The organism is Methylobacterium sp. 4-46 (assembly GCF_000019365.1).
In the GTDB taxonomy this organism is placed as follows: Bacteria; Pseudomonadota; Alphaproteobacteria; order Rhizobiales; family Beijerinckiaceae; genus Methylobacterium.
Genome location: NC_010511.1, coordinates 5,032,854 through 5,052,051 on the forward strand (window position 1 = coordinate 5,032,854; position 19,198 = coordinate 5,052,051).

General features: G+C 74.9%; 17 protein-coding genes. 7 read left to right on the top strand and 10 right to left on the bottom strand.

The annotated features are described in order from the left end of the window. Window positions 1–15 precede the first annotated feature (15 nt). Entirely contained in the window at window positions 16–504 is a 489-nt protein-coding gene (locus M446_RS21935; RefSeq protein WP_012334306.1) for a BLUF domain-containing protein, read from the bottom strand. 11 nt (window positions 505–515) lie between these two features. Further along, on the bottom strand, window positions 516–2,909 hold the full coding sequence (locus M446_RS21940) for an EAL domain-containing protein (protein ID WP_012334307.1): 2,394 nt from the start codon (window positions 2,907–2,909) through the stop codon (window positions 516–518). Here M446_RS21940 and M446_RS37475 point away from each other — a divergent pair. Then, window positions 2,896–3,078, top strand: coding sequence for a hypothetical protein (locus M446_RS37475; protein WP_150108714.1), 183 nt, complete (start codon window positions 2,896–2,898; stop codon window positions 3,076–3,078). The genes M446_RS21940 and M446_RS37475 overlap by 14 nt on opposite strands. 188 nt (window positions 3,079–3,266) lie before the next feature. Here the strand turns inward: M446_RS37475 and M446_RS21945 are convergent, their stop codons facing one another. From M446_RS21945 to M446_RS21955, 3 genes are all read right to left on the bottom strand, one after another. Then, window positions 3,267–6,686 carry an acyl-[ACP]--phospholipid O-acyltransferase gene (locus M446_RS21945; protein ID WP_012334308.1) on the bottom strand — a complete coding sequence of 1,140 codons (3,420 nt, stop codon included), beginning with the start codon at window positions 6,684–6,686 and terminating at the stop codon, window positions 3,267–3,269. A gap of 69 nt (window positions 6,687–6,755) precedes the next feature. Further along, window positions 6,756–7,031, bottom strand: coding sequence for a YiaA/YiaB family inner membrane protein (locus tag M446_RS21950; protein WP_012334309.1), 276 nt, complete (start codon window positions 7,029–7,031; stop codon window positions 6,756–6,758). Between the two features lie 123 nt (window positions 7,032–7,154). Beyond that, entirely contained in the window at window positions 7,155–7,856 is a 702-nt protein-coding gene (locus tag M446_RS21955) for a PspA/IM30 family protein (protein ID WP_012334310.1), read from the bottom strand. A gap of 106 nt (window positions 7,857–7,962) precedes the next feature. On the opposite strand from M446_RS21955, the gene M446_RS21960 reads away from it, so the two are divergent. The 3 genes from M446_RS21960 (at window position 7,963) to M446_RS39490 (ending at window position 9,912) form a co-directional block, all read left to right on the top strand. Continuing rightward, window positions 7,963–8,610, top strand: a complete 648-nt coding sequence (locus tag M446_RS21960) for a TetR/AcrR family transcriptional regulator (protein WP_012334311.1) — start codon at window positions 7,963–7,965, stop codon at window positions 8,608–8,610. After that, window positions 8,607–9,470, top strand: a complete 864-nt coding sequence (gene panB, locus M446_RS21965; RefSeq protein WP_012334312.1) for a 3-methyl-2-oxobutanoate hydroxymethyltransferase — start codon at window positions 8,607–8,609, stop codon at window positions 9,468–9,470. The genes M446_RS21960 and panB overlap by 4 nt, the downstream gene beginning before the upstream one ends. Window positions 9,471–9,762: 292 nt before the next feature. Beyond that, a complete protein-coding gene (locus tag M446_RS39490) occupies window positions 9,763–9,912 on the top strand; it encodes a hypothetical protein (RefSeq protein WP_018259737.1) in 150 nt (49 codons plus the stop codon). 189 nt (window positions 9,913–10,101) lie between these two features. Here the strand turns inward: M446_RS39490 and M446_RS21975 are convergent, their stop codons facing one another. Then, window positions 10,102–10,929, bottom strand: coding sequence for a dienelactone hydrolase family protein (locus M446_RS21975; protein WP_012334314.1), 828 nt, complete (start codon window positions 10,927–10,929; stop codon window positions 10,102–10,104). A gap of 314 nt (window positions 10,930–11,243) precedes the next feature. Between M446_RS21975 and M446_RS21980 the strand changes: the two genes are divergently transcribed. The 3 genes from M446_RS21980 to M446_RS21990 all read left to right on the top strand — a co-directional run bounded on the left by M446_RS21980 (window position 11,244) and on the right by M446_RS21990 (window position 14,417). Next, a complete protein-coding gene (locus M446_RS21980) occupies window positions 11,244–12,389 on the top strand; it encodes an acyltransferase family protein (protein ID WP_265576406.1) in 1,146 nt (381 codons plus the stop codon). Window positions 12,390–12,506: 117 nt separating this feature from the next. After that, entirely contained in the window at window positions 12,507–13,349 is an 843-nt protein-coding gene (locus M446_RS21985) for a DUF3108 domain-containing protein (RefSeq protein ID WP_012334316.1), read from the top strand. 237 nt (window positions 13,350–13,586) lie between these two features. Continuing rightward, on the top strand, window positions 13,587–14,417 hold the full coding sequence (locus M446_RS21990; RefSeq protein ID WP_012334317.1) for a DUF1236 domain-containing protein: 831 nt from the start codon (window positions 13,587–13,589) through the stop codon (window positions 14,415–14,417). 94 nt (window positions 14,418–14,511) lie between these two features. On the opposite strand, the gene nadC is transcribed toward M446_RS21990, so the two are convergent. From nadC to M446_RS22010, 4 genes are all read right to left on the bottom strand, one after another. Then, entirely contained in the window at window positions 14,512–15,375 is an 864-nt protein-coding gene (gene nadC / locus M446_RS21995) for a carboxylating nicotinate-nucleotide diphosphorylase (RefSeq protein ID WP_012334318.1), read from the bottom strand. Further along, window positions 15,372–16,874, bottom strand: coding sequence for an L-aspartate oxidase (locus M446_RS22000; RefSeq protein ID WP_012334319.1), 1,503 nt, complete (start codon window positions 16,872–16,874; stop codon window positions 15,372–15,374). Before M446_RS22000 ends, nadC begins: the two co-directional genes overlap by 4 nt. Next, a complete protein-coding gene (nadA, locus tag M446_RS22005) occupies window positions 16,871–17,872 on the bottom strand; it encodes a quinolinate synthase NadA (protein WP_012334320.1) in 1,002 nt (333 codons plus the stop codon). Before nadA ends, M446_RS22000 begins: the two co-directional genes overlap by 4 nt. Before the next feature lie 118 nt (window positions 17,873–17,990). Continuing rightward, complete coding sequence (locus tag M446_RS22010; protein WP_012334321.1) at window positions 17,991–18,944, bottom strand: NUDIX hydrolase; 954 nt, start codon at window positions 18,942–18,944, stop codon at window positions 17,991–17,993. Between the last annotated feature and the right edge of the window lie 254 nt (window positions 18,945–19,198).

The following is a 19,198-nucleotide window of genomic DNA, read 5'->3' on the forward strand; positions in this document are numbered from 1 at the left end:
GGGCCCCGGGACCGCTCAGCCGGCGAGCCCGCGCGGCCGCGGGGCGGGGCCGCCCGCCCCCGCGGCGGATTCGTCGGCCGGGGCGGCCGCCCCCCCGACGAGGAGCGCGCGCATCAGCCGGATCGTCGCCCGCGCCGAGGCGCCGTCTCCGCGCGCCTCGGGCAGCAGCAGCGCGGCCGGCAGCAGGTCGGGCCGGTCGACCGCGATCCGCGTCATCGACCAGGACCCGAACAGCCGCTCGTCCGTCGGCGCCAGTTCGAGCAGTTCGACGCGGCGGTGGCGCAGGTCGCAGCAGATCCGCTCGAAGGTCGCCTCGATGGCCGGGAGCGGGCCTTCGAGCGCCTGCACGAAGATGCCCGGCACGTGCAGGAGCGCCCCGGTGAGCCCCGCGGCCTCGTTGCGCGCCCGGGAGGCCGCGATGATCCCGTCGAGCTCGCGGTCGAGCCGCGCCGCGCGGCCGGGGAGCGCGGCCTCGCTGCGATAGAGCAGGCGGTGAAGCAGCATGGCATTCCTTCTCAGGCGCGCGGCGCGCGCGGCGCGCGAAAGAGTTCGGCGATGGACTCGGCCGGGACCGGCCGGCTGTAGAGGTAGCCCTGCAGCTGGTCGCAGCCCTCGCCCGCGATGAAGACCGATTGCTGATCGGTCTCGACTCCCTCGGCCGTGGTCTTGATGCCGAGGCTGCGCCCGAGCATCGCGATGGCGCGCACGATCGCGACGCTGTCCCGGTCCTGCGGCGTCTGGCGCACGAAGGACTGGTCGATCTTGATCTTGTCGAACGGAAAGCGGCGCAGGTAGCTCAGGCTCGAATAGCCGGTGCCGAAATCGTCCATCGAGATCCGGATGCCGAGGCCCCGGAGTTCCGTCAGCACCGCCAGGGTGCGGTGCTCGTCCTGCATCAGCGTCCCCTCGGTGATCTCGATCTCCAGGCGGGAGCCCGGGAGGCCGGTCTCGGCCAGGATGCCGCGGACCGTGGCGGCGAGCCGGGGGTCGCGGAACTGCACCGGCGAGAGGTTGACCGCGACCGGCAGGGGCGTCGCCCAGCGGCGGGCCTCGGCGCAGGCCGTGCGCAGCACCCACTCGCCGAGCGGGCCGATCAGTCCGGTCTCCTCCGCGAGCGGGATGAACTCCCCGGGCGAGACGAGGCCGCGCTCCGGATGGTGCCAGCGGATCAGCGCCTCGGCCCCGTCGAAGCGGCCGGTCCGGGCATCGACCTGCGGCTGGAAGTAGAGTTCGAATTCCTGCCGCGCGAGGGCGCGCCGCAGGTCGAGTTCGAGGGAGCGGCGGGCCTGCATGCGGGCATTCATGGTGCCCTCGAACATCCGGAAGCGCCCGCGGCCCTCCTCCTTGGCTCCGTAGAGGGCGAGGTCGGCGCTGCGCAGGAGCTGCTCCGGCGTGTCGCCGTCCTGGGGGGCGAGGGCGATGCCGATGCTCGCGCCGATGTCGAGGATGTGTCCGTCGATCACGAAGGGGCGGCTCAGGATCTCGATCGCCCGCTCGGCCGCCGCCTGGATCGCCGCGAGGTCGCCGGCGCCCGCCGCATCCCCCGCCCCGGCGAGCAGGATGGCGAATTCGTCGCCGCCGAGCCGCGCCACCACGTCGGCCGCGCCCACCACCCGCAGCAGGCGCTGCGCCACCCGGCGCAGCAGGTCGTCCCCCATCCCGTGCCCGAGCGTGTCGTTGACGGCCTTGAAGCGGTCGAGGTCCAGGATCAGCAGCGCGAAGGGCGCCGGGTCGTGCCGCCGCGCGGCGAAGCGCTCGGCCAGGAGCTCGGCCAGGACGCCGTTGAAGCGCAGGCGGTTGGCGAGGCCCGTGAGCGCGTCGTGATGCGCCAAGTGGGTAATCGCCGCCTCGGCCCGCAGGCGGTCGCGCTGGTCGCGCACCGCGACCACCAGGTGGGGTCTGGTCTCGATCGCGATGGTCTGGGCGATGACCCGCACCGGGATCTCCGCCCCGCTCGCGTCGCGCAAGGTCGCATCGCGCTCGTGGGTGAGCGGGATCGCCGCGGCCGACAGGCCCGGCAGCAGGTCCGGCAGGGCGCGGCCGATCACCTCCTCGCGGCCCCGGCCGAGGATGCGCTCGATGCTCCGGTTCACGCCGACGATCGCGTCGTCGTCGCAGATCAGCAATCCCTCGACGGCGATGTCGGCGAGGTCGCGCAGGCGCTGGCGCTCCGCCACCCGGCGCCGGTGGTTGAGGATGCTCAGGCGCAGTGCCGCCAGCGCCGCCCCGAGGATCAGGAAGGCCGCGTTGGCCGTGAGGATCGTCACCACGGCGGCGTCGAGGGAGCCGTCCGGCAGCGCGATGCGCGGGTCGTAGCGCAGGGACAGGGCGCCCATGCCGATGAAATGCGCGCCGCAGACCGCGAGCAGCAGAGCGAGCGGCGCGAGGGCGCGCGCGAGGCGCTGCGGCGCCAGGGAGAGCCGCAGCGCCAGGACCGACAGGGCGATTCCGGCGAGGACCGACACGGCCACCCGCTGCCCGTCCCAGGCGATCGTGCCCTGGACCCGGTAGGCCGCCATGCCGGTATAGTGCATGCCGGCGATCGCGAGCCCGATGAGCGCGCCGCCCGCGACCGCCCCGTGCCGCGTCCGGCTGCCGACGATCGCCAGGGCCGCGAGGCTCACCAGCATCACCGCGACCGCGAAGGAGGCGACGGTGGGCGCCAGGGCGAAGCCGAAGGCCATCCCGGGCGCGAAGGCCAGCATGGCGATGAAGTGGGTGGCCCAGATCGCCGAACTGGTGGTGAGGACCGCCGCCGCCGCCCAGCCGATCCGCTCGCGGCCCGACGCCCGGAAGGTCTGCCGCCCGAGCGCGAAGGTCGCGTAGCAGCCGACCGCGCAGATCAGCGCCGCCACGACGATCAGGCGCGGGTCGTGCTGCTGCGTGAGACAGGCGATGATGTCCATCATCGGATCCCGTTCCGGCCCGGGCGCGGCGCCGGCAGCGCCCCGGGCCCGATTCAATCGTGGCCTCATCGATGGTGCGGCTGCGCTTACCCGCCCGTTCACGCCGCCCGTGTCGGACTGGATTTTGCAAGTCCAGGTAGAGATGCCGGTGATCGTGGTGAACGCGCCGTGAAGCCGGCGGGAGATCGGTGCGCGCGATCCGCGATCGCCGCGACCTGCGCGGAACCGGTCGCGGCCGACGCGTTCCCCGACGGGGCCGGCCGCGGCGGCGCGGCCCGCGCCGACCCAATCCTCGCATTCCGGCGGAACGCGCGTGCCGGAATGCGAGGAATGGTCGGCCTCCCGGCCGGGATCGCGGCCCTACTCGGCGGCCGCCGGCAGCGCGGCGCGGGCGCGCACCATCTGCGTCACGGCCGTGAAGTCGGTCTTGCCCGAGCCCAGCTGCGGCAGGTGCTCCACCGTCACGATCTCGGCCGGCACCATCAGCTCGCTCGCCCCCCGCGCCCGCGCATGGGCCAGGAAGGCCGAGCGGCTCGCGTCGCGCTTCTCCGTGACCAGGACGAGCCGCTCGCCCTTGCGCGGGTCCGGCACCGTCGCCGCCGCGGAGGCGGCCTCCGGCCAGAGTTCGGCGGCCAGCGTCTCGACCGCCGCGAGCGAGATCATCTCGCCGCCGATCTTGGCGAAGCGCTTGGCCCGGCCCTGGATGATGACGAAGCCGGCCTCGTCGATCGTCACGATGTCGCCGGTGTCGTGCCACCCGCTCGGGGGCGGCTCCAGCACGCCGGGCTTCTCGGCCCGCAGATAGCCCAGCATCACGTTCGGCCCGCGCACGAACAGCCGGCCCCCCTCCGGAACCCCCGGCAGCGGCTCGAGCCGGGCCTCCATGCCGGGCATGATCCGCCCGACCGTGCCGAAGCGGTTGAACATCGGGGTGTTGAGGGCGAGCACCGGCGCCGTCTCGGTGACGCCGTAGCCCTCCAGGATGCGCAGCCCGAACTTCTCCGCGTAGGTCCCGCGGGTCTGCGCCTTCACGGGCTCGGCGCCCGCCAGAATGTAGCGCAGCGAGCGGAAATCGTAGGGATGCGCCGCCCGGGCGTAGCCGGCCAGGAACGTGTCCGTGCCGAACAGGATCGTGGCGTTCGAGCCGTAGACCAGTTCCGGCACGATCCGGTAGTGCAGCGGCGACGGATACAGGAAGACCGGTACCCCGGAGACCAGGGGCAGGACGAGGCCCACCGTCAGGCCGAAGGAGTGGAACACCGGCAGGACGTTGAAGACCTTGTCGGTGCGGCCGAAATCGATGCGGGCCTGGGCCTGGGCGGCATTGGCCAGCATGTTGCGGTGCGACAGGACCACGCCCTTGGGCAGGCCCTCGCTGCCCGAGGTGAACAGGATCGCGGCCGGATCCTCGGGGCGGCGCTGGGCGATCGCCCGGCGCCAGTGCAGGAGCCCGTCGAGCTTGGCGAGCAGGCCGAGCCGCGCCCGGACATCCTCCAGGTAGACGACGCGCAGGCTCTGGCCGAGCCCGGCCACCACGGCGTCGAGCCGGCCCTTCTCCACGAAGGCCCGCGAGGTGACGATCGTGTCGACCTCGGCGGCCCGGCAGGCGCTGAGGATGTTGGCGGTGCCCGCCGTGAAGTTGATCATCGCCGGGACCCGGCCCGCCGACATCACGCCGAGCACCGTCACGGCGGCGCCGTTGGCGTTGGGCAGCATCACGCCGAGGGCGCGGCCCTCCGGCGCGAGGGGAGCGAGGGCGCGGCCGAGCACGCGCGCCCCGACGAGGAGCCGACGGTAGGAGAGGGGGCCCGAGACCGGATCCTCCGCGGCGACGCGCCGCGGGCCCTCGCGCCGGGCCGCCTCGACCACGGCACCGAACACCGTGCGGTCGATCGGAGCGGTGCGGAAGATCAGGTCCGACATCACCCCGTAGAGGGCGGCGCCCGCCGCCTGGCGGCGCTGCTTGCCCTTCAGGGCGGGATCGACCGAGAGCCGCACCGGCTCCAGCACCGTCACGGTGATCTTCGGCCACCATGTCCGGCGCACCTGGGCCCGCGACAGGCGCGATAACAGCGTGCGCTCCGGCCCCTCGATCCTGACGGGCACGACCACGGCCCCCGCCTTGTCGGCGATCATGCCGGCCCCGTCATAGACCTTCATCAGGCAGCCGGTGACGGTGAGGCGCCCCTCGGGGAAGATGATCAGCGTCTCGCCGCCCCTGACCGTGTTGATGAGGTGGCGCGTCGCCATCGGCTTGGTAGGGTCGAGCGGGATCGCCCGGGTCAGCCACAGGAAGGGCTTTACCCACCAGCGCTGCGCGATGCCGTGGTCGATGGCGAAGGTCGGCTCGCGCTCGGTGAGCGTCAGCGCGAGGCCGCCGTCGAGGAAGCTCACGTGGTTGAGGGCGATGATCGGGTTCGGCCCGGCCGTGTCCAGGTTCTCCAGGCCCCGCACCTCCATCCGGTAGAAGGCGCGGAACAGGATCGACAGGAAGTCCCGGAAGGCGCTCGTCGGCAGCACCGCCAGGATGGCGATCCCGGCCGCGAGGTTGGCCAGCGCGACGATGACGAACAGCCCGGCGCCCGAGACGCCCACCTTCTGCAGCGCCGCGATGCCGGCCGCGCCGAGCACGATCAGCGCCGCCGAGAGCACGTTCGAGGCGGCGATGACCCGGGCGCGCACCTCCTTGGGCGTCCAGGCCTGGAGCGCCGCGAAGGAAGGCACGATGAACAGGCCGGCGGCCGCCGCGAGCAGCGCGAAATCCACCGCGACCCGCACGCCCTCGAAGCGGGACAGGAAGGCGACGGCCCCGAGCGGCGCTGCCGGGACGGAGGCGTGGCCCGCCAGATAGGCGAGGTCGAGGGAGACGAAGCCCATGATCAGGGCCGCGATCGGGGTCGGCAGCACCACGATCCGCCCGGCGCAGAGCCACGAGGCGAGGCCCGATCCCGCCGCCACGCCGATCGAGAACAGGGCCAACATGGCGGTGACGACCGATTCGTCCCCCCCGAAGCTGCCCTTCACCACGGCCGGCAGCAGGGCCAGGACCACGGCGCCGACGAGCCAGAACCAGCTGGTGATCAGCCCGGTGCGCCACAGCCGGGTGTCCGCGTAGAGGTCGCGCACCAGGCCGACCGTCGAGCGCAGCACGTTGCGGTCGATGACGAGACCGGGCGCGGCCTCGCCGGTCGGCGGGATCAGCAGGCTCGCCGCCCAGCACAGGACCGCGAAGCCCATCACCAGCCCGCCGAAGACCGAGGGCCCCCCATGCGTGACCGCCAGGCCGCCCGCGATCGTGCCGGTCAGGATGGCCAGGAAGGTCGCCGCCTCGATCAGCGCGTTGCCGGCCGGCAGCTCGGCCCGCAGCAGGTGATCGGGCAGGATGCCGTACTTGATCGGCCCGAACAGCGCCGCGATGGCGCCGAACATCACCAGGGCCACGAACAGGATCGGGACCGAGGCGAGGACGAAGCCGAGCACCGCCACCGCGGCGGCGCCGATCTCGGCCGCCTTGAGCCGGCGCGTCAGCCACGCCTTGTCGTGCCGGTCGGCGAGCTCGCCCCCGAGCCCCGACAGGAAGAAGAAGGGCGCGATGAACGCCGCGCCCGCGAGCGTCACCAGCGCGGCCGAGCCCCCATCCGCCCCGCCGCCCCCGCCGCCGACCCCGAACAGGATCAGGAACACCAGCGCGTTCTTGAGGAAATTGTCGTTGAAGGCCGAGAAGAACTGGCACCAGAACAGCGGCGCGAAGCGCCGCGTCGTCATCAGCGATCCGGACATGGTTGAACCTTGGTCGATGGGGGGTCTGCCGAAGGACCGGCGCCAGGGGGCGGCCCGCATTCTATCAGGTTACTCCTTGCCGATCTCCATCAGCAGGCGCTCGGCCCGGGCGTCCTCGATCCGGTTGACCATGCGCTTGCTCTCGTGAACGTCGCGGACCGTTTTCACGAGGGTCACGCAGGATTGCACCAGCATGACGACCCCCATGGCGAGATAGCCCTTGATCCAGAGATCGAGGGGCAGGAACAGGATGCCGCCCCCGACCATGGTGGCGGCCCCGAGGAAGGAGGCGTACGTGAAGGCGACCCAGGCCGAGGTGTGCTGGGTGGCGGGTTGCGTGGTCATGGGATGAGACGTCCTTCTGTGGGCAATGATGTGGCGAGACCAAAAGTGACCGGACGGTGCGGCCGGAGCACCGGCCGGCTTGCTCAGTCAGGACGCGGCCGGAGCACCGGCCGCTTTGCCGGGTCAGGACGCGGCCGGAGCACCGGCCGCTTTGGCCCGCAGGCGCTCCATGACGCCCGCGGCATTGGGACGGGTGCGGGGACCGAAGCCCGCCTCCTCCAGCCGCTCGGCGATGCCCGCGGGCTGCGCGGCGTCGAGGATGGTCATCGCTTCCGCCACGGCGGCCTCCTGCGCCTGCTTCTCGCGCAGCCGGCGCAGCGTGGCCTGCGCCTCCGCCAGCGCCGGGCCCGCGCCGGGCGCGCCCTCGCCGCGGCGGACGCGCAGGCGGCGCACCGCCTCGCCGGCCTCGGCGAGCCGCCGGCCGCGCTCCAACTCGGCGAGTTGGCGCCCGCCCTCCTGGACGGTGCGGCGCAGGGCCTCGACCTCCCTGTCGAAGGCCGCACGCGCCTCGGCCAACGACGCGAGGTCGGCCTCCAGCGCCGCGATCGCCTCGGCGGCCTCGCCGGCGAGGTCCTCCCGCCCGCCCGCCAGCGCCGCGACCGCGCGGGTCTCCAGGTCGGCGAGCCGGTCCCGCAGGCCGGCCTCGCGCTTGGCGTCGGCGCCCTGCTGAGCCATCGCCTGCGCCAGGGCCCGGCGGCTGCCGTCGAGGGCGGCCGCGGCCTCCCGGATCTGCTGCTCGAGGAGGGGAAGCGCGTGCTGGTCCAGGACGTCCTCGCAGGCGCGGGCGGCGGCCCCGCGGGCGAGGGTGGCGAAGATCCGGAGCATGAAGGACCTCATGAACGTTGTTCACGAGGCCACGATACACGTCCCTGAACATGGTTCAAGCAGAATTTTGAACGACGTTCACGCGCCGCGGAGGGAGCGAGGTGGAATGACGACGGAGGAGCGCCGCGAGCAGCTGCGCCGGGCGCTGGTCGATGCGGCGGAGGCGGCCATCGTCGAGGGGGGGCTCGGCGCCCTCAAGGCGCGCGACCTCGCCAAGGCGGTGGGCTGCGCGGTGGGTGCGATCTACACGGTCTTTCCCGACCTCGACGCGCTGATCCTCAGCGTGAACCTGCGCACGCTGCAACTCTTCGAGAGCACGATCACGGCGGTGCGGACCGCGACCGGGGAGGGCGGCGCGGCGCACGCGGACCGAGGGGCGGCGACCGAGGACCTGGTGCGGCTGGCGGTGAGCTACCTGCGCTTCGCCATCCAGCACCCGGCCCGCTGGCGCGCCCTGTTCCAGCACCGGATGGCGGTGGCGCCGCCGGCATGGTTCCTGCGCGAGCAGGTGCGCCTGTTCCAGCACATCGAGGCGCCGCTGGCGGTGCTGCGGCCCGACCTCGACGAGGCTGCCCGGGCCCTTCTGGCCCGCACGCTCTTCTCCGCCACGCACGGCATGGTAAGCCTCGGCCTCGATGAGAAGTTGATGACGCTGAGCGAGCCGGTCCTGCGCCGCCAGATCGAGACCGTCGTCGCCGCGATCGGGCTCGGCCTGACCGGCCCGGCGCGGCCGCCCGAGGAGGTGACACCGTGAGCCATCATCCCGATCCGCCCGCGACCCCGCCCGCATCCCCGCCGGTGACGATCCCGATGCTGCAGGCTTGGCGCGCCGAGGGGCGCCGGATCGTGATGGTGACGGCCTACGACGCCGCGATGGCCCGGCTCGTCGACCCGGTGGTGGACGTGATCCTGGTCGGGGACAGCGTCGGTAACGTCTGCCTCGGCTTCGACAACACGCTGCCGGTCAGCCTCGCGATGATGAACCACCACGTCGAGGCGGTGGCCCGTGCCCGGCCGCGCGCGCTCCTCGTGGCCGACATGCCGTTCCTGACCTTCCACCTCGACCTCCCCGACACGATCCGCAACGCCGGCGGCTTCCTGCAGCGCGGGGCGGCGGCGGTGAAGCTCGAGGGCGGCGCCGCGCGGGTGCCGGTGGTGGAGGCGCTCGTGGCCTGCGAGATCCCCGTGATGGGGCATCTCGGGCTCACGCCCCAGAGCGTGAACGCCATGGGCGGCTTCAAGGTGCAGGGGCGCGCGGTCGCGCAGGCGCGCCGCATCGTCGAGGACGCCAAGCGCCTCGAGGATGCGGGCTGCTTCTCGCTCGTGCTGGAGGGGATCCCGGCGGAACTGGCGGCGCGGATCACCGAGGCGCTGGCGATCCCGACCATCGGCATCGGCGCGGGGCCGCACTGCGCCGGGCAGGTCCTCGTCCTGCACGATCTCCTCGGGCTGCTGCCCGGCCGCAAGGCGAAGTTCGTGCGCACCTACGTCGACGGCTACGGCCTGCTCCAGGCCGGTCTGGCGGCCTACGCGGAGGACGTGCGCGCCGGCCGCTTCCCTGGGCCGGAGGAATCCTACGCCCTGCCGGAGGCGGTGCGGGCGGCTCTGGACTGATGCGGCCGGCGCGCCGGGAAGCCCGGGCGATCAGCCCCCACCTCCGCCCGGGCGTCGGTCGCCTCGGTGCCGGGAATGCCGAGCAGCCGCGCCAGGTCGGGCCGGGCCTCCGCGCCGAGCAGGTCCGCCAGGGTGGCGCCGTCGAGCACCGCCAGGAAGGCGGCGAGCGCCTCCCCGAGCGCGCGCTTCAGGCGGCAGGAGGGCGTGACCGCGCAGGCGCCGCCGGCGAAGCACTGCGGATGCCGCCGCGGCCCTGCAGCGTGCGGACCAGCCCGAGCCGCCCGACCTGTCCGTGAACGGCGCCCGGAACGGCCGCGTCCACGCCATGCGGGATCATGTCCGCAGCCTCGCGGCGGGGCGGGACAATGTCCGCCTGCACACCGTCCACGAGGCGCCGGACGCCCAGGACCGGGCCGGAGAGGATTCGACGGGGCGGGCCTGATCACCGCCGAATGGCTCGCCGCCCGGACGCCCTCGGACCGCGCCACCGACTGCCTGTGCGGCCCCAGGCCCTTCCCGGCCGCGCTGGTGAACGGCTTGTCGCGCCGCGGCGTGCCCGAGGAGCGGATCCGCGTCGCGTTCGTCGGCCCGGCCGACGCGCTGGAAGAGGCGCCGCTCGCCGCCCGAGCCCTCAGCGGCCGAGGAAAGCGGGCACCCGCCGCAGGGCGTCCTCCCGGGCGGCGGGGTCGGTGCCCACATGCGCGACGCCGTCCTGGTTCACCGTGTAGGCGAGGCCCCGCCGCTCCCGGACGGGCAGGTTCGGGGCGTCGAAGTCGTGGTAGGCGCCCGGATAGACGACGAGCTCGACCGGGGATCCCTCCGCCCGGGCGGCCTCGGCGAGGCCGCGGCAGGGCTCGGCCCCGGTCCAGTCGTCGGCCCCGCCGACCAGGATCAGGACCGGGATCGCCGCGTGCCAGCCCCGCTCGGCCGGGATGCGGCAGCCCGGATAGAAGGCGACCGCCTTCGCGAAGCCGGGACCCTCGAAGGGGTCGCGCGCGCCCGCGCGGGTGACGTGGAGCAGGGTCGTGCCGCCGTTCGACCAGCCGAGCAGGCTGACGGCGCGGGACTCCACGTCGGGACGCCCCTGCAGGTAGGCCTTGGCCGCGAAGGCGTCGCCCAGGCGCTCGCGGCCGGGCCGCACGACCCGGCCGGTCATGCCGCATTGCGAGCCCACGCCTCGGGACCCGAAACTGTCCGGCATCAGGACCAGGAACCCCGCGGCGGCGAGGCGCTCGCCCCAATCCGCGTGGCGGGCGTTCAGCCGCCCGTCCCGGTCGAAGAGCCCGCCGCAGCCGTGCAGGGCGACCACGGCCGGGTGGCGCCCCGCCGCCGCAGGGCGGAAGAGCAGGGCCTGGATCGGCTGGCCGTCGGCCGACGGGAAGGTCACCTGCTCGGGCTGCGCCGCGGCGCTCGCGCCGAGCGTCAGCGCGCCGAGGAGGGCGAGGAGGAGCCGGGTCACCGCGAAACTCCCTGGGCCGAACGGGGCGTCGCCGCCGAACTCCGCCCCAGGACGGGCGGCGCAGCGCGGCGCCAGAATGGTCCCGGTTCCCCGCGCCCCTGGCAAGCGCCCGCCGCCCGCCGTTCACCGGAGATCGCCGCGGCATGCCCCGCGCCCGCCGCCCCGATCGCGGTGGGCGCGACGGCGCCCGGAAGGCGCGGCCGCGGCGCGGGCAACCCCTCGACGGATCGGCTCCTGCGTATTCTTCGGAAGGCGCGCGCCTGCCGCAACCCGGTACACGTTCGGCCGCGAATGGACGCGGAATGGAGGCGCCCGTGCCGTCGACCCCTCCCGGGCCGCTCCCCTACCTGGCCCCGATCGACGGCCTGCGCGCCCTGGCGATGGCGGCGGTCCTGGCCTCGCACCTGCCTTGCCCGGACGTCCCGCCGGCCCTGGCCGTGCCCTGGCACCTCGCCAACGAGGCCTGGGTCGGCACCGTCGCGGTCGACGTCTTCTTCGTGCTGAGCGGCTTCCTCATCACGCGCATCCTGCTCCGCCAGATCCTGCTCACCGGACGGGTCGATCTCGGCCGGTTCTACCTCAACCGGGCGCTGCGCATCGTCCCGGCCTACTACGTCTGCCTGCTCGTCGCGACGCTCCTCGTCCGGCACGTCTCGCCCTACACGGTGAGCGCGCTGACCTACACGCTGAACTATTATCAACCCCTGCATCCCGCGTCGTTCACGATGGAGCACGCGTGGTCCCTGGCGGTCGAGGAGCAATTCTACCTGGTCTGGCCGCTCCTCCTCGCCCTGGTGCCGCTCGCCTGGGTCCGCTGGCTGACGCGGGCCGTCCTCCCGGGGATCGCGGTGCTGGCCGCGGTCGCGCTGGCCGAGAGCCTGCCCGCCGAGCTCTCGGCGGAACTCATCTACAAGTCGCTGCCGACGCGGATGCTCTCGCTGTCCCTCGGCGCCTGGATCGCGTTCCGGGAGGCGGAGGGACGATCCGCCTCGGGCCTGTCCTGCCTCGCGACGGTCGCGGCCGGGATCGCCACGATGGGGCTCGGCCTCCTCGGGCGCAGGCTCGGCTACGTCCCGGCCGGCGGCTGGTACTGGTGCCCGACCCTGGTCGGCTGCGCGCTGCTCAGCTACGGGATCGTCGCGCACCTCGCGGTCGGCCGCCCGGCCTCCTGGCTGTCCGGCCTGCTCGCCGCGGCGCCGCTGCGCTCCCTCGGCCGGATCTCCTACGGCACTTACCTGTACCATCTCGTCGTCATCTACGCGCTGGGCGTGCACGAGGCGCAGCTGGGCGGGCGGGTTCCCGCCGGGCTCACGGTCGCGACCGCCCTGGGGTTGAGCCTCGCGCTCGGCGCCCTCTCGCATCGGCTCGTCGAGCGGCCCTTCCTGCAGCTGCGCGACGCCGCGTGGCGCCTGCCGAGTCCCCGCCGGTTGCGGCCTGGCAGGCCAGGCCCCGCCGCGTAGGCGCCGGCTTGCCGGTGCCGTCGTTCATCGGGCGTCCAGCGCGGCCGCGCTAACCAGCGCCGCGGGGGACCGGCGCGGCCGGTCCGGCCAGCCCGCGGCGAGGAGTGCCCGCCCGTGATGCGACCGCTGCGTCCCGCCCGCCCCGTCGTCCTCGCCGGCCTCGTCGTCCTCGCCGGCCTCGTCGTCCTGGCCGCCCCGGCGCTCCCCGGCGCCCCGCGCGCCGCGACCCTGGAAGCCACCTACCGGGTGACGCTGGCGGGCCTGCCGGTCGGGACGGCGACCCTGCGCACCGAGATCGGGGCCCGGCGGCGCTACGCCCTGCGCCTCGACGCGACCCTGAGCGGCCTCGCCAGCGTGCTCTGGGGCGGCAAGGGCACCGCCACCGCCCAGGGCGGCCTCGCCGAGGCGGCGGTGCGGCCCCAATCCTTCGCGCTCGATGCCGATTACGGCGGCACGCCGATCAGCGAGCGCATGAGCCTGGATGCTGGCCGGCTCGTCGCCGTGCACATGACGCCGGATGCGCGGGCGAAACCCGACCGTGTGCCGGCGCGGCCCGGCGACGACCGCGACGTCGTCGACCCGCTCTCGGCCCTGATCGGTCCGCAGCTGAGCCCGCCCGGCGCCCCGACCGCGCGCGATTGCGACCGGACATTGCCGGTCCATGACGGCACGGCGCGCTTCGACGTGCCCCTCGGCGAGGGGCAGGCGATGACCTTCGACGGCCCCGGCTACGCGGGCCCTGCCGTGCTCTGCCGGGCCCGCTACGTGCCGCTCTCGGGCCATCGGCCGAAGCGCTGGGTCGTGCGCGCCATGCAGGAGAATCGCGACCTGCGCGTCTGGCTCGCCCCGGTCGGGTCCAGCCGCGTCCTCGCCCCCGTGCGCATCGCGGTGGGCACGACCTTCGGCACGGCGATGGCGGAGGTCACCGCGTGGCGCCTCGACGAGCCGGGTGGCCGCTGATCCCGGCGGCCATCTCCCATGACAGCTGGTTCGGTTCCCGAACCTTCGTGACGTCGTTGGCGTGTATCGCACGTTCGAGATGTCCCGGGCTCGGCCGGCGCCACCCTGTCGGGCTTCCGCGGCCCGCGCGCCGCGGCGGCGACCGCGCGGCCGGGAACCTTTTCGATCCTCCTGCGGTTGCGGGCTGACTTGCGAGCGGCCCGCCCCCGGGCAGGGCCCCGCACAGGAGGACACGCGATGAACAAGCTCGTTCGTGGAACGCTGACCGCCAGCATCCTGGTCCTCGGTGCCGCAACCGCCTACGCGCAGGGCGGCGCTGGCGGCGGAGGCGGGGCCGGCGGCGCGGGTGGCGGGGCCGGCGTCGGGGCGGGCGGCGGCGCGAGCGGCGGAGGCGCGGGCGGCGGTGTCGGCGGGGCGGGCGGCCCGGGCGGCGGGGCCGGTGCGGGCGGCGCGCGCGGTGCGGCCGGGGGACCCGGCGGAGCCGGCGGCGGTGCCGCGGCCCAGGGGGCCGGCGGCGAGCGCGGCGGTGCCGCGGCCGGGGGCGAGCGCGGCACGGCGGGTCAGCCGGGCGGCCGCGCGGCGGAGGGATCGGGCCGAACCGGCGGCGCCGGGGAGGCGGGCACGCAGCGCGCCGGCGAGCGGGCCGGCGAGCGCGGCGAGCGCGACACGACCCGCGGGGCCGAGCGCGGCGGCGACAAGGGTGAGCGGGGCGAGAAGGGTGAGCGCGCGGCGGAGCGCGGCGAGCGCGGCACCGAGCACGGTGCGGGGCGCGGCGAGCGCACCGGGGCCATCGGCGAGGCGCGCGGGGCGGCGTCCCGGCTCGACACCCATCAGCGCACCGAGTTCCGCCAGACCATCGTGAATTCCGGCGTGCGGCCGCTGCGGGATGTCCACTTCTCGCTGTCGGTGGGCACGGCGGTGCCGCGCTCGGTCACCCTGCACGCGCTGCCGCCGGCCATCATCTCGCTGGTGCCGGCCTATCGGGGCTTCCGCTACGTGCTGGTCAACGACGAGATCGTGATCATCGATCCGGACACCTACGAGATCGTCGACGTCATTCCGGCCTGATCCCGTCCCGCGTCACGGTCGGCATGGCCCTTCCCCGCGCCGCGGGGGAGGGCTTTTTTCTGCACGCCGCGGCGATGGAGCGATCCGTCCCTGGTCACGCCACGTCGAGGCCGAGATCGATGATCGCCGCGCTGTGGGTGATCCAGCCGGCGGAGATCAGGTCGACGCCCGAGGCCGCCACCGCGCCCACCGTCTCGCGGGTGATCCGCCCGGAGGCCTCGCTGATCGCGCGGCCGTCGATCATCGCGACGGCGCGGCGCAGCGCGTCCGGCGCCATGTTGTCGAGGAGCACCGCGTCGGCCCCCTCCGCCAGCGCCTCCTCGAGCTGGGCCAGGGTGTCCACCTCCACCTCGATCTTGACGAGGTGACCGGTACCGGCCCGGGCGCGGCGGATCGCCGGCCCGACGCCGCCCGCCACCGCCACGTGGTTGTCCTTGATCAGCACCGCGTCGTCGAGGCCGAAACGGTGGTTCGACCCGCCGCCCGCCCGCACCGCGCGCTTCTCCAGGGCCCGCAGGCCCGGCGTCGTCTTGCGGGTGCAGACGATGCGGGCGGGGCCGTGCGCCCGGGCTGCCTCGACCAGCGAGGCCGTGGCGGTGGCGACCCCCGACAGCCGGCAGAGCAGGTTGAGCGCCACCCGCTCCGCCGACAGGATCGCCCGGGCCGGGCCGGAGAGGTGCATCACCGTCTCCCCCGGCGCGACCTGGCTGCCGTCCGGCCGCGCGATCGACACGGCCACCTCGGGATCGAGGAGCGCGAAGGCGAGCGCCGCCGCGTCGGTCCCGGCGACCACGCCCGCCTCGCGGGCCGCGATCACCCCCGAGAAGCGGGCCTGGGCGGGCACGATGCTGTCGGTGGTGAGGTCGCCCGCTCGGCCGAGATCCTCCAAGAGCGCGGCCCGGACGACGGGCTCGACCAGGAGGCGCGGCAGGGGCGGGAGCGAAAGGGCGTCGGTCATCGGACCTCCTCGACGGCGAGGGTTTCGGCGAGGCGGCGCGCCTCGCCCAGGGTGATGTCGGCGTGGCGCGGTGCCTCCTGCGCCGGGTGGTCCGCCCGCCAGTGGGCGCCGCGGCTCTCGCGCCGCCGCAGGGCGGCCGCGGCGACGAGGAGCGCCACGCTCGCCCCGGGCGCCCCGGCGGCGTCGAGGGCGGCGAGCCGCGCCAGCGCCCGGCCGAGGCCCGGAGCGTCGCGCACCACCCCGACCGCCCCGGCCATCAGGTCGCGGATCTCGGCGCAGGTCCCCCGGCCGGGCGCCGCTCCCGCAACGGGCTCAAGCGCGGTGCGCCCGGCCGCCTCGCTCCCGCGGAGATCCGCCGCGATCCAATCCGCGAAGGCGAGCGCTTCGAGCAGCGAGTTGCTGGCGAGGCGGTTCGCCCCGTGCAGGCCCGTGCAGGCAACCTCGCCGCAGGCCCACAGGCCGGGCAGCGAGGCGCGCCCGCGCGCGTCCACCCGGATCCCGCCCATGTGGTAGTGGGCCGCCGGGCGGACCGGGATCGGCGTCGAGGCCGGGTCGATCCCGGCGGCGCGGCAGAGCGCCGCCACGGTCGGGAAGCGGCGGGCGACCTCGGTGCCGCGCGCGTCCAGGAAGACGCGCTCTCCCCGCGAGGTGCGGGCGAAGATCGCCCGGGCGACGACGTCGCGGGGCGCGAGGTCCCCGCCCGCGATCCCCGCCATGACCCGCGCGCCCGCCCCGTCGACCAGCACCGCCCCCTCGCCGCGCAGGGCCTCGGTGGCGAGCGGCAGCGGGCCCCCGCCCGACACCGCGATCGCCGTCGGGTGGAACTGCACGAATTCCACGTCGCGCAGGATCGCGCCGGCCCGCGCCGCGAGGGCGATCCCCTCGCCGAAAGCCCCTTGCGGGTTGGTGGTGTCCCGGTAGAGCGCCCCGATCCCGCCGGTGGCGAGCACGACGGCGCGGGCCCCGAGGTCGACGGCCCGCCCGTCCCGGACCGCGCGCAGGCCCGCCACGCGGCCCCCTGCGTCGCGGCGCAACGCGGCCGCGCTCGCGACCACGACGTCGATCGCCGGGGAGGCCGCGACCGCCCGCTGCAGGGCGCGCAGCACGGCGAGCCCGGTCGCGTCCCCGCCCGCCTTGACGATCCGCCGCCGCCCGTGCGCGGCTTCGAGGCCGAGCGCGAGCGCGCCGCCCCGGCCGCGGTCGAAGCCGACGCCCAGCGTGGCGAGCCAGCCGACCAGGGCCGGCCCCGCCGCGGCGACGCGCTGCGCCACCTCCTGCTCGCTCAGGCCCGCCCCGGCCGCCAGCGTATCGGCGGCGTGGAGCGCGGGCGCGTCGTCCGCACCGAGCGCGGCCGCGATGCCGCCCTGCGCCCAGGCGGTCGCCGTGCCCTCGCCCAGCGGCGCGGCGGTGATCAGCGTCACCGGCAGCGGCGCCAGCCGCAGGGCCGTGGCGAGGCCGGCGATGCCGGCCCCCACCACCGCGACGCGGTCCCGGCTCACGGCCGCACCGCCAGCATGCGCTCGACGGCCCGGCGGGCGGGGGCGATCAGGTCCGCCGGCACCGTGACCTCGTGCGTCAGGGTCTCCAGGGCCCGCCGGATCTTGCGCAGGGTGATCCGCTTCATGTGCGGGCAGAGGTTGCACGGCTTGACGAACCGGATGTCCGGGTTCCGGGCCGCGAGGTTGTCGGCCATGGAGCACTCGGTGATCATCGCCACGGAGGCGGGCCGGCGCTGCTCGACGTAATGCTGCATGGCCGCGGTCGAGCCGGCGAAATCCGCCTCCGCCACCACCGCGGGCGGGCATTCCGGGTGGGCCAGCACCGTCACGCCCGGATAGGCCTCGCGCAGCTCGCGGATCTCGGCGGGGCCGAAGCGCTCGTGCACCTCGCAATGGCCGGCCCAGGACAGGATCTCGATGCCGGGCAGCTCGGCCTGCACGTTGCGGGCGAGGTACTCGTCCGGGATCAGCAGCACCCGGCTCGCGCCGAGGGACTCCACCACCGCCCTCGCATTGCCCGAGGTGCAGCAGAGGTCCGATTCCGCCTTTACGGAAGCGGAGGTGTTCACGTAGGTCACGATCGGCACGCCCGGGTAGCGCCGGCGCAGGGCCCGCACGTCCGCGGGCGTGATCGAGTCCGCGAGCGAGCAGCCCGCGGCCGCGTCCGGGATCAGGACGGTCCTGTCAGGGTTCAGGAGCTTGGCGGTCTCGGCCATGAAGTGGACCCCCGCCAGGACGATCACCTGCGCGTCGGTACGGGCGGCCTCGCGGGCGAGGGCGAGGCTGTCGCCGACGATGTCCGCCACGGTGTGGAAGATCTCGGGCGCCTGATAATTGTGGGCGAGCACCACCGCGTTGCGGGCGCGCTTGAGCGCCTGGATCGCCGCCACCTCCTCCGCCAGCGCCGGCCACTCCATCGCCGGCACGTGGCCGCTCACCCGCGCGTAGAGGTCGGGCAGGGGCAGCGTCGCCCCTGATGCACGCACCGTCGCCACCATGGCTCCCTCCGGGTTTTGCTCAAGATGAGCATTTATTCCGCGAGCCTAGACCCGGTTTCGGCGCCTGTCCAGATATGCTTCGAATGAGCATAAGGGCGCGGGCGCGCCCCGCCTCGGATCAGCCGCGCCGGCCGGGGGGCAGGCGCAGGCCGGGGGCCGGGCGCTCCAGCAGCACCTCGCGGCGGAAGCGCATCAGCCGCGCCGGGCGGCCGCCGGTCTCGCCGCTGATCGCGTCGGTCTCCTCGACGAGCCCCTGCTGGGCCACCAGGCGGCGGAAATTCTGCTTGTGCAGCCGCACCCCGGCGAGCGCCTCGACCGCGCGCTGCAGCTGGCCGAGGGTGAAGGTCGGGGGCATGAGTTCGAACACGACCGGCCGGTACTTGATCTTGCCGCGCAGGCGCCCGAGGGCGGTGGCCAGCATGCGCCGGTGATCCAGGGCCATGGGCTGCCCGGCCAGGGTCTCCGCGGCCCCCGCCTCCGGGACGAGGCCGGCCTCGAACAGCAATTCGTAGCGTTCCAGCACCCGCTCCTCGTTCCAGCCGGCCTCGGCGCTGCCGAAGGCGAGACCGATCCGGTCGTGGCGGCGGGTGCGGGCGCCCGCCTCCGGGGCGGCCTCGGCCCAGGCGGCGAGCCGGGCGCCCAGCGCGTCGAGCAGGGCGGGCCGGCCGCCGCGCCAATCCTCGTAGGGGAAGTACCGGTACCAGCTCTGCCACGCGGAATCGGCCGCCGGCTTGGCCTCGCGCACCAGGGCCAGGTAGGCGACCGAGAGGGCGTGCGGGCCGCCCCCGCCGGGCCGGCGGTCGCGGTCGCCGAACGTGTAGAGCTGCTCAACGTAGCCGAGCGTCTGTCCGGTCTTGCGCTCGACCCAAGCGCGCAGACCCCGCTCCAGCGTCGGGTGGGCCGGCTCCAGGGGGCCGGAGGGCAGGCCCTCGCCGCGGCCCGGCGGCTGGCCGGCGACCGGCACGGTGAGGACCCGCGGCTCCTCCCGGCTCGCCGCCAGGATCACGGCGGCGAGCCCGACCGTGAGGGCCGCCGCCTCGGGATCCCGCACGACCCGCACCACCTCGTCCATCCCGTCTCCCACGCGCCGGGGAGCCCTTACCACGGCGGCGGGCCGCGCCTCCACGGCCCGGGCGGGCGAATGAACCGCTTTTTCTCCAGAGACTTGCCCTGCGGACCGGCGTCCCGCCCGCGGCCGGCGCGTCATCCGGCATCCGGTTGATGGCTTCGTCATCTCCGATTTCGGCCATGCGGATGTCGGCGTCGCTCAGGCGCCGCGCTCAGGCGCCGCGCTTAGGCGCCGCGCAGGCGCGTGAGCCGGGAGCC